At 37.5% G+C, this 10,379-nt stretch carries 8 protein-coding genes and 1 pseudogene; all 9 read left to right on the forward strand.

Annotation, left to right across the window (positions count from 1 at the left end; genetic code table 11):
- Window positions 1-1,055 (forward strand): autotransporter outer membrane beta-barrel domain-containing protein (locus ACFIK0_RS07690; protein WP_375663747.1); only part of this gene is annotated, 1,055 nt, incomplete at its 5' end.
- Between the two features lie 445 nt (window positions 1,056-1,500).
- A complete protein-coding gene (locus ACFIK0_RS07695; protein ID WP_375663748.1) occupies window positions 1,501-4,740 on the forward strand; it encodes an autotransporter outer membrane beta-barrel domain-containing protein in 3,240 nt (1,079 codons plus the stop codon).
- A gap of 755 nt (window positions 4,741-5,495) precedes the next feature.
- Window positions 5,496-5,750 (forward strand): hypothetical protein, encoded by a 255-nt coding sequence (locus ACFIK0_RS07700; RefSeq protein WP_375637801.1) that lies wholly within the window; start codon window positions 5,496-5,498, stop codon window positions 5,748-5,750.
- A 95-nt stretch (window positions 5,751-5,845) separates the two neighbouring features.
- The gene (locus tag ACFIK0_RS07705; RefSeq protein WP_375663749.1) at window positions 5,846-6,535 is read left to right on the forward strand and encodes a hypothetical protein; all 690 of its coding nucleotides are present in this window, start codon (window positions 5,846-5,848) and stop codon (window positions 6,533-6,535) included.
- On the forward strand, window positions 6,520-6,672 hold the full coding sequence (locus tag ACFIK0_RS07710; RefSeq protein ID WP_375660161.1) for a hypothetical protein: 153 nt from the start codon (window positions 6,520-6,522) through the stop codon (window positions 6,670-6,672). The genes ACFIK0_RS07705 and ACFIK0_RS07710 overlap by 16 nt, the downstream gene beginning before the upstream one ends.
- A 90-nt stretch (window positions 6,673-6,762) precedes the next feature.
- Window positions 6,763-7,017: a hypothetical protein gene (locus tag ACFIK0_RS07715; RefSeq protein ID WP_342753381.1), complete on the forward strand. Its 255-nt coding sequence runs from the start codon at window positions 6,763-6,765 to the stop codon at window positions 7,015-7,017.
- Window positions 7,007-7,219 carry a hypothetical protein gene (locus ACFIK0_RS07720; RefSeq protein ID WP_375663750.1) on the forward strand — a complete coding sequence of 71 codons (213 nt, stop codon included), beginning with the start codon at window positions 7,007-7,009 and terminating at the stop codon, window positions 7,217-7,219. Before ACFIK0_RS07715 ends, ACFIK0_RS07720 begins: the two co-directional genes overlap by 11 nt.
- Window positions 7,209-7,580 carry a hypothetical protein gene (locus ACFIK0_RS07725; RefSeq protein WP_375663751.1) on the forward strand — a complete coding sequence of 124 codons (372 nt, stop codon included), beginning with the start codon at window positions 7,209-7,211 and terminating at the stop codon, window positions 7,578-7,580. The genes ACFIK0_RS07720 and ACFIK0_RS07725 overlap by 11 nt, the downstream gene beginning before the upstream one ends.
- Before the next feature lie 158 nt (window positions 7,581-7,738).
- Window positions 7,739-10,379, forward strand: a pseudogene (locus ACFIK0_RS07730) (autotransporter outer membrane beta-barrel domain-containing protein); the annotation flags it as partial.

Consider the following 10,379-nt stretch of genomic DNA (forward strand, 5'->3'; position numbering starts at 1 on the left):
TTCCGGTGTCTTCTGGTGATGTTGTTCCGGTGTCTTCTGCGGATAGTCTTTCTAAGATTGAAAATGTTTTCCCATCTGGACGAGGTGTGAGATCTGTTGTTCCTCAGGTACCAACTTATCTGCTTTTGCCAAATAGTTTATTCCATGCTGGTTTAATGGATATCAGTAATCAAAACAAGCAGTTGGAGATAGTACGGACTCATCCTAGTGGAATGTTGGAAATTCGTGAAAATTCTGCTTCATTTTTGCGTGGCTATGGTGGAAGTTATCGTTATGTCTCAGATTTATCTGCGCTTAAATATGGTTATGGGGGAGATCTAGGGTACTATGCGCTAGAGACAGGTGTTTTGCTACAAAAAATTGAAAATGTTGACAGTGCTATATCCTTTGGGGTTATGGGGTCTTATGGAAAGCTTTCTCTACAGCCTCGAGATGTTGCACAAAGCCAAAAAAGTACATTTGATAAATGGACTGCTACAGTCTATGGCAGTATGCAGCATGATGTAGGATTCTATGTTGATGGTCTTTTATCCTATGGTCTGTTTAAGGGAGATGTTCTGACAACTGCACGGGGTAAGACTGCAACATTGAAGGGTAACCCTTTAAGTGTTTCCTTAATGGGTGGTCAGAAAATTGCCACAGGATATGAAGGTGTTGTTTTTGATCCACAGGTTCAGGTTGTTTATCAACATCTTCAATTTAATGAGGCCCGCGATATTGATAATTTTAATATTGAGATGGATAAACTTGATCAATTGATGGTGCGTGTGGGTGGTCGTTTGATGAAGACTCTTACTGCACCTGAAAAAGATCGTGATGTTTCTTTCTATGGAAAGATTCATTTTGCCCATGATTTTGGCAAAGAAAGAGCTGTGCGCTTTAAAGATTCTTTCCAATTAGGGGCTTTTGGTTCTTCTCTAGAGGCTGGATTAGGTCTTAATGCTCGCTTGTCTCAAAAATTTGCGCTTCATGGTGATTTGGTTTATCAGCATAAGTTAAGCAAAGGTGGTTTTTCTGGAATCAGTTTTTCTGGTGGATTGCGCTATCGTTTTTAGGTGATCATCTTGGGGTAAGTTGTTTAAAAAGCCACAAGCATAGCTTGTGGCTTTTTATTATTTGTTTGCAACTTTTTAAATAAGCTTTTTAAAAAAATGTTTTTTTTTGCATGAGCGAGTTTGTTCCTTTTTAGAAACAAGATAAGGCTTTCTGGTTTGCAGTTTTCGCTTTTTATGCTGTTTTTCTTCTTTGAGTTTATTTTTATTAAATTCTCTTGAAATCATCGCTTTGGGGTAGAATTTTTATTTCTATCTATATTTTTACGCGTATTTATAAATAATACAATTTTAAATTGTGATATTTTGAGATTCTGGCTTTACATAAAACATGTGGTCGATATATAAAACACAAAACGTATTTTAAATTATTACGTGTAACCAAAGTTATTAAACAGAACGCGTTTTTTTTGTTTTTAGGGAAGGGGAAGAAAGTTTGTAGAAAATTATGTTTAAAAATCATCTCTCTTTATGTCATTTTACAACGGTTATTTTTTTCTTTGTATACAATACTGATGCGGGTGAGATTTCTTCTGAGAAGAAGCAATATTCATGTAACGAAAGTGCTTCATTTTATCGCTGTAATGATGGTAAAACGCATGAAATTTCCAAGAAAACTTATCAACTTACGGGTGAAAGTTCTGATGCTGCCATAGAGGCATCAGGGAAAGATACAGTTATTGAGGGAGAGGCTATAATCATTAACGGTGTTTCGAATGCACATGGACATTCAGAAACAAACGCTTGGACAACAGCTGTAAAGTCCTCAAATGGGGGAGGCGTTGTTCTATTTGATTCTATGTTAAATAACGTGTCGATAGGGGGCGATGTTAATGAGGAGGGGGCTTTTGAGATGCAGGATGGGGTGATTAAAGCAACCAGAATGGGGATCAGTGTTGCGGGTAAAGGGTCGTTTGTTTCTTTGACCAAGACAGAGATTAAGACATCTTCTGATGCGATAGGTCTTTTGAGTCATAATGGTGCAAAACTTTATATGAAAGAAGGAAAAATTGATTTTACCAGTGGTATTGGTGTCCAAACAGGAGGAGATGGGGAAATTAATTTAGATGGTGTTTCTATTACAGGGAGGGGAAAACAGGGGACAAATACAGGTAATCATCGTGAAGCTTCTGCTTTTAGTATGCTGCAGGGGAAAGGCTCTCTTAATTTCCAGAAGGGAAACGTTAATGTCATTAGAGCGCATGGTATTGCCTTGGAGGGAAATGATAATAATGCTGCTCATATCAAATATTCCAATGTTTTTGTGAGAGGGAATGCATTTAATGGCATGCGCTTTTTTTGGGAAGCTGTCTTAAATGATAAAAAAACAATTATGCCTGGAAAAGGGACTGTCTATTTGACAAAGACAACCGTTATGGCTCCAGAAAGTACGGCTATTTATAGCCGCGAATTTGAAAGTTCTGTTAAACTCTTACAAAATTCAACAGTTTCTGGTGATTCACTCCTGAAAGCTGTTGAGCATTCCAATGTAAAGATTGAGGCTGATGCTTCTACCCTTGTAGGAGGCGCACATGTTGATGGAAGTTCTACGGCTAAGATAGAGTTAAAAAATGGTTCAAAATGGATTTTATCGCGACCAAAATATGACAAATTGCAAAATTCTGATGCGTCTGGTTCTAATTTAGGGGACTATTCCTTCATTTCATCGGTCAATCTTATGGGTAGTTCTCTTATTTTTAAAGAACTAAAATCCAAAACGACTGATGGTTATCAGACACTTCTTATCGGAAAAGGATCGGGGACTGTTTACCGTGCACAAGGCGATGCGCTTCTTTATCTTAATGCATATTTGGATAAAGGGGGAGCTCTGCAAGAGCAAAAAACTGACCGGCTTTTAATCAATGGTGATCTTGAAGGAAAGACGACAGTCCATGTGTATAGTGTTCCTGGAAGCTCAGGGGCATTGACGGGAGATGGTGGTAATAATCAGGGGATTTCCATTATTCAGGTTTATGGACAAGCTGCTGAAGATTCTTTTCAGTTAAAGGGGGGATATGTCACACTTGAAGCCTCCCCCTATCAGTATCATCTTAAGAGTTATGGTCCAGGCTCTACTTTAGGGGCAGCAGATTCAAATCAAAGAGTGCTTAAAAACTCTGGAACATTTTGGGATTTCCGCCTTGAAAGTCAATTTGTTGATTCTTCCTCTCTTGATCCCACTAAAGTTTTTCCCGTTCTTGATTTGGTTGTCCCTCCTTCTTCTGATGATATTCCTTCTTTTCCTAAAATTCATCCTAATATTACTGGAGGAGAGGATGGTTCTATTGATTCTAACTCTCAGCAAAAACCTCAGGAGCCAAGTCTTTCTTCTCCTGTAGATTCTCCTGATCGGGATTTCCATCTTACGACCACACCTAATGTATCTGATGTTTTTGTGCTTGAGATCCCCCATCCTCCTTCCTCTCTTGCACCTGTTATTCCCGCTATTGCTGAATCTAATCCAGTTGCACCACCTGCATCTGGTTCACCTGTTCCGCCGCATGTTTCACCCACTCCTTCTGTTGTTACTCCAGTTGCATCTGGTTCACTTGTTCCGCCGCATGTTTCACCCGCTCCTTCTGTTGTTACTCCAGTTGCATCTGGTTCACCTGTTTCGCCGCATGTTTCACCCGCTCCTTCTGTTGTTGCACCACCTGCGTCTAGTTTTTCTGTTCCGGCATCTGTTTTTGAGCCTTCTTCTCATTTTGAGCCAAATGTGAGAGTCGTTGTTCCCCAGGTTCTGACTTATATTCTTGTGCCAAATACCTTATTTTATGCTGGATTGATGGATATCAGTAATCAAAACAAGCAGTTGCAATCGCTGCGAACTGTTTCTGGTCGGTTATTGAAAAATGATGGAAATCCCGCTTTGTTTTTACGCGGTTACGGTGGACATCATCGTTATACTTCAAATTTATCTGTACTTAAATATGGTGATTATGGCGGTGAGCTTGATTATAATGCACTAGAGGCAAATATTTTACTCAAGAAAATCGAAAGTGCATACAGTACGACATCTTTTGGGATTATGGGGAATTATGGCAAGCTTTCTTTGCAGCCTCGAAAGGTTAAACAAAGTCAAGAAAGTATATTTGATAAATGGACAATCACGGCATATGGAAGCATGCAGCATGATACGGGTCTTTATATGGATGGTCTCTTTTCTTATGGTTTGTTTAATGGAAATGTTCTCACACTTGAGCGAGGTAAAACAGCTACATTGAGAGGTAAGCCGCTGAGTGTTTCCTTAACTGCTGGTAAAACGTTTATGATCGGCAGTCGATATTTTATTTTTGAACCACAAGTTCAGTTTGTTTATCAAAATCTCCAGTTTCATAAGACTCGTGATATTGATAATTTTAATATTGATATGCGAAGCCCAGATCATTGGGGGATGCGTATTGGTGGGTATTTAACGAAGACACTTACATTTACTAAAGATGCACATGTTCTTTCATTCTATGGTAAGCTTCATTTCATTCGTAGTTTTGATGATAAACAATTTGTATATTTTAAAGATGCCTTCCAGCTTGGTTCCTTTGGGTCTTCTTTAGAAGCTGGATTTGGTGTTTTTTCGCAATTATCTCCAAAAATTATTTTTCATAGCGACCTGATTTATCAGCATAAATTTACGAATGCCGGATTTTCTGGAACGCATTTTTCTGGTGGATTAAGCTATCACTTTTAATTGTATTTTCCTTTAATATATCCTTTGTGGAAAATATAAGTACAAAGCATGGTTTTATAGTGTTATTTTCTGATTTTTGACTTTATGTATAATACAAAACAACTTATTATGACGGCACATAATAAGTAGATGAACCAGAGGTGTCTTTTCGATTTTTTATGAAGATAAAATAAAGAAAGTTTAGACTAAATTATGATTAAAGTATTAAAACGCCATGTGTGTGTTTTCTTACGACCTCTATTTTTTCTTCGCGCACAATATAGATGTGAGTGCAGAAGGTTATAAACCCTCATGTAATTCTCTTTTTAAATCGTATTCGTGTGATACAGTTGGTGCTGCTTGTACTTTTGGAAGTCGTAATAAGTTATATATGAGTGGATTGGATAGGAAGGACTACAGGTGTTATTTTTACAATACAATCTCATAACATAGTTATTAAGCCGGAAAAAAGTAAAGGGGAAAAGGCATTTCAGGAATTGGTGGAATTTTAGAATTAAATAGATCTGAGAAGATTACATCAGCAGTGGTTGTGTCAAAAGACAATAAAACTTCTTTTAAAAAGAGTTCTATTATAGGAAATAGCGAAAAGAAAAGTGGTAGAAATGCCAAGTTATCTCAATCTGTGTTTGGTGTGAAGCAGAGCGGTTTTTTTCTTTGATGAAGGTAAGATTCAGGTTTCTGATGTTCATGACATAGCGATTGAAAGTGCAAAACCGGTTTTTAAGGAAAGGTGATTTGAGTTTCGAGATAGTTCTATGTCTTTGGTTTCTTTTGAAAACTCAGAGATCATTCTTCAGGGACAAAGGGTTCATAGTTTGCATTTTAGAGGAAGTACTTCTCAACATGAATATCAAGAGGGAGTGCTTCTTATAAGTTTAGGTGAATTTCGATTTAAAAAGACTGCTCTTCATGTTCTTGATGGTACGGCTATTTATAGTAACGATGCTAGGAGGTATCCTTATATTACGGCATCAGAGGGGTTCGCGTATTTTTTGCTGATCGGTTATTAGATGTCAAAAATAATTCATTTATCGTTCTTGATGCCTATGCGTCTTTTCTTGCAGGAGGAGCACATGTTGAGAAAGGTTCTTATGGTAGTGTTGAGTTGTTCAATCAATCTCTATGGACTGTAAGAGCAAATAAAAATGCGCTTGAAAATAATCATAAAAAAGTTCCATATTGTGTAGGTTCATCTATTTTCTTTGTAAGGCTTATTGATAGTTTTATTTTCTTTCAGAAACCAAGAAATGATTTTTATCAGACACTTCGTGTTAGGAGATTGGATGATGATTATGGTTTAGATCATGCTTACGTTGTAGGAGAGGACGCACGCTTATATGTTAATGCATATCTTACTGCAAATGGTAAAAGCAAGGGAATAAAAGCTGATAAACTTCTTATCTATGGTGATGTTTATGGAAAAAGTAAGGTGCGTATTGTCGATGTTACAGTGGCTTCAAAAAAAATAAAGAACCAGAGCAAAGGTAAGCAAAAAGACGATAAAAAAGACAGCCTCAGTGTTTCAATTGTTCAGGTTTATGGAAAGGCTGCGGATGATTCCTTTAAATTAACAACAGATTATGTTGCTCTAAGAGGAGCGCCTTATCGATATAGTGTTCGTGCTTATGGTCCCAATTTTTCTCATAGACAGGTAAAGGTGGGGATGGATCCGTTAAAGAGAAAAATATTGAGTATAATGGAGATTTTTGGGATTTCCGACTTGAAGCTGAATATGTTCAGAAACTTTCTCATCTGCATCATATGCGGTTGGAAAATGATGTGTCTCATTCTTTAAGTACTCATACTCATCATAATAATGTTTTAGCTGATCATGATGCTTCTGTTCTTTATCCTGAAGAGGGCATTAAAGCTGTTGTTCCGCAAGTTTCAGCATATCTATCGATGCCTCATGCTTGTTTCAGGTTGGTTTGATGGATATGAACAATCACAATAAACAGCTGGAAACATTGCGTATTGCTGCTGGGACTTTAGGGGAAAAAGGTAAAAAATCCTGCACTTTTTGTGCGAGGTTACGGTGGAAGTTATCGTTATGTTTCTGACCTATCTGAGTTTCAATATGGTTATGGTGGAAATTTGAATTATAACGCTATAGAGGCAAGTGTCTTGCTCAATGCGATTGAGGATACACATCACACTTTAAGCTTTGGAATAATGGGGAATGATGGAAAAAATTCTCTACAACCTCAAGATGTTGAAGAAAACAAAAAAGTACATTTGATAAATGGTCTATTACACATATGGCAGCATGCAGTATGATACAGGCTTTTATATAGAGGGTCTTTTTTCCTATGGTTTATTTAAAGGGAATGTTCTCACGCAAGCAAGAGGCAAGACAACAACATTGAAGGGAACACCTTTGAGTGCTTTATTGATTGCGGGTAAGTCATTTATGACAGGACATAAAGGGGTTATTTTTGATGCCGCAGGTTTAGGTTGTTTATCAAAATGTGCGGTTTGATCAGGCATTTGATATTGATGGTTTTGATATTGAAATAGAAAAACTTGATTTGTGGGTGATGCGTGTTGGCGGGTCTTTAAGAAAGACGCTTGCTGCTTCTGAAGAGGCTCTGGTTGTTTCTTTCAATGGCAAGTTTCATCTTGCCATGAGTTTTGGAGGAAAACAACGTGTACAGTTTGGAGATGAATTCCAATTAGGGGGGGGTGGTTCTTCTCTAGAAGCTGGAATGGGGGGTAATGCTCAGTTATCTTCAAATTTTTTATTGCACGGAGATTTAACCTATCAGCATCGTCTTAGTAAAACTGGTTTTTCAGAGATGATTTTTCATGCGGTTTACACTACGCTTTTATGTATATTCTGAAATATAGAATAACATTTACATAAATATAGAGTATTTTATGAATTGCAAAGCAAGTATTTATTTGTTATACTTAAAACTATTCATATGTTTAACTTAACATTATTTCAGATCTCATTCACTTTTAAATAAAGCGGGGGAGAAGGATTTGCAAAAGAGTTATGGTTAATATATTTAAAAATTATAGGTTGACTTTTACAACAGTTGCTTTTTCTTTTTTTTGGGTTGTAAATATTAATGCTGGCTTTCATGCTTTTGCAGCTCCCTGTGATGAAACAGGGAGCTTTTATACGTGCAGTGATGGTAAAAAACATACACTTGAAAATAAAACTTATAATTTAAAAAGTTCTCAAGAACATGCTCCTGATTCTGCTCCTATTAAGGCTATATATGTAGAAAAAGCAGGTACAGTTGTTGATGCATCTCAGATAAATGTTTATGGCGATGATTCAGGTCAAATATTGACATATGGTGCATATGCAAAATATGGTGCGCGTCTTAATCTAAAAAATTCAAATTTTAAGAATGTACGTGCTCTTCATGCTGAAAATGCGGTCATTAGCATGACAGATGGATCAATTACGGAAACTTCTCACGCTATGTATGCATTGGGTGAAGAAGCGGATATTGCTTTAGTGCGTGTAAAGATTGAGATTGAGCCAGACAACCTGCAAGATATCGGGTTTGTGAGTAGACTTGGTGCAAAGATTAGGATGTCAGGCAGTACTGTTACATTTAATGGGAAAGGTAGATTTTCATCATTTTATGGGGGAGGGTATAATTTCGATAGTACTATCATTAAGGGTAAAGGAAAACAAAAAACTACTATCGTCGATGAGGAAGGTTTTGATAAAATACCAGAAGCTTTCGATGTCTCTCAAGGAAGTAATGTTCAATTGAGTAATAGTTCTATTGAACTGAGTGATATGCATGGTTTTTTGGTGAAAAATTCTTCGGTTGATGTGAATGATAAAGAAAAGTTGTTGTGGAAAGCATTTAGTTCATCGGATGAATTTAAGAAGACAAATATTAAGATTAACAAATCCAATGTTTCTGTGCAGGGTAAAGGAGTACATGGTCTGTATTTTTATGGATTAGAACCAGAGGAAGGGTTTAAAATAGCTGATTCAACTAATGAAATGTTGTTACAAGGCAGAAATATCATTATAGGAAAGGCATTTGTTCAGTTATCAAAGACAAACTTTACAGTTCCAGAAGGTATCGCCATTTATAGCACTGGGACTGATGGTTTTGGGGCTAAAGCTACCCTTGAACTATTGGACGATACAAAAATCTCTGGTGACTTATTAATAAAAACTGAAAAAGATTCTTCTCTTCTTGTTCAAGCATATTCTTCAACCCTTATAGGGGGAGTGCGCATTGAAGATAGGTCTCGCGTAGATTTACAGTTAAAAAATGGTTCAACATGGTATCTTACTAAAAGTAAATATCAAGGTTTAGAAGAAAAGGATGTTACGGTTTCATCGCTTTCTACTTTGAGTCTCCTTGATAGTACGCTTGTTTTTGAGAAATATGTCTCTCAAGATTATCAAACATTGCATATTGGAAAGAAAATATACAATAAAGAAGATGTTTATGCATTAGATGATATTGGTAAAACAGCGGGTGTGGATGACGTATACAATAAAGTATACAGTGCGGAAGGTAATTCTCGGATTAAGATGAGCACATTTATGAATAATGATGGTTCATTTGATCCTCAAAAAACTGATCGCGTTTTAATCTATGGTGATGTTTTGGGAACCACGCTCATTGGAATGGAAAAATTTCAAAAAGCTTCAGATACAAACGTGATTGACGGAAGTCATCAAAGTGTTTCGATTATTCAGGTTTTTGGAAAAGCAAAGGAAGATACTTTTAAGCTTTTGAATGATTATGTTGCGATAAATGGATTTCCTTATCAATATAAACTTCGTGCTTATGGTCCTGGTTCTTCTTCTGGAGAAGCAAGTCCCGAAAATAGATTGGTTGAAGGGGAAGGAGATTTTTGGGATTTTCGTCTCGAAAGTGTTTACATTAATCCTGAATTAGATCCTTCTGAATCTATTTCAGTTCCGTCTATTAAGCCTACGTCCACAGTTTTACCACCTAAATCTGAAGCAGAAACTATACCTTCTGAACGGCCATCAGAGACTATTGCGCCTGAACAACCTCCTTCTGTTAAGCCACCGCTTATACCATCTACACCTTCTTTGCCTGAAACATCTGAGCCGTCTGAAACATTTATTCCTACGGATTCTACTCTCACTCCTTCTGCCCCTGTTTCGCCTGTACTTCCCTCTGTCCCCTCTGTTCCAGAGGACGCTTCTTCCGTGCAACCTATGCCTGCATCGCTTGTTCCAGTTGAAACTTCTACTGATGAGGTTTTGCCATCTAAGCCCTCTGTTTTAGAGGATATTTCATCTACGGATTCTGTTCCCACTCCTTCTGCGCCTGTTGAACCTAGAGTTCCTTTTGTACCAACTGTTCCAGAGTCTCCTTCTACTGATGAGGTTCTGCCATCTGAGCCCTCTATTCCGGAGGACACTTCATCTACAGATTTTGTTCCCACTCCTTCTGTGCCTGTTGAACCTAGAGTTCCTTTTGTACCAACTGTTCCAGAGGCTCCTTCTACTGATGAGGTTCTGCCATCTGAGCCCTCTATTCCGGAGGACACTTCATCTACAGATTTTGTTCCCACTCCTTCTGCCCCTGTTGAACCTGTACGTCCTTCTGTACCAATTGTTCCAGAGGACCATTCTTTTGTGCAACCTATGCCTGCACCGTTTGTTCCAGTTGAAG

The organism is Bartonella sp. CL63NXGY, from assembly GCF_042194905.1.
Taxonomy (GTDB): Bacteria; Pseudomonadota; Alphaproteobacteria; order Rhizobiales; family Rhizobiaceae; genus Bartonella.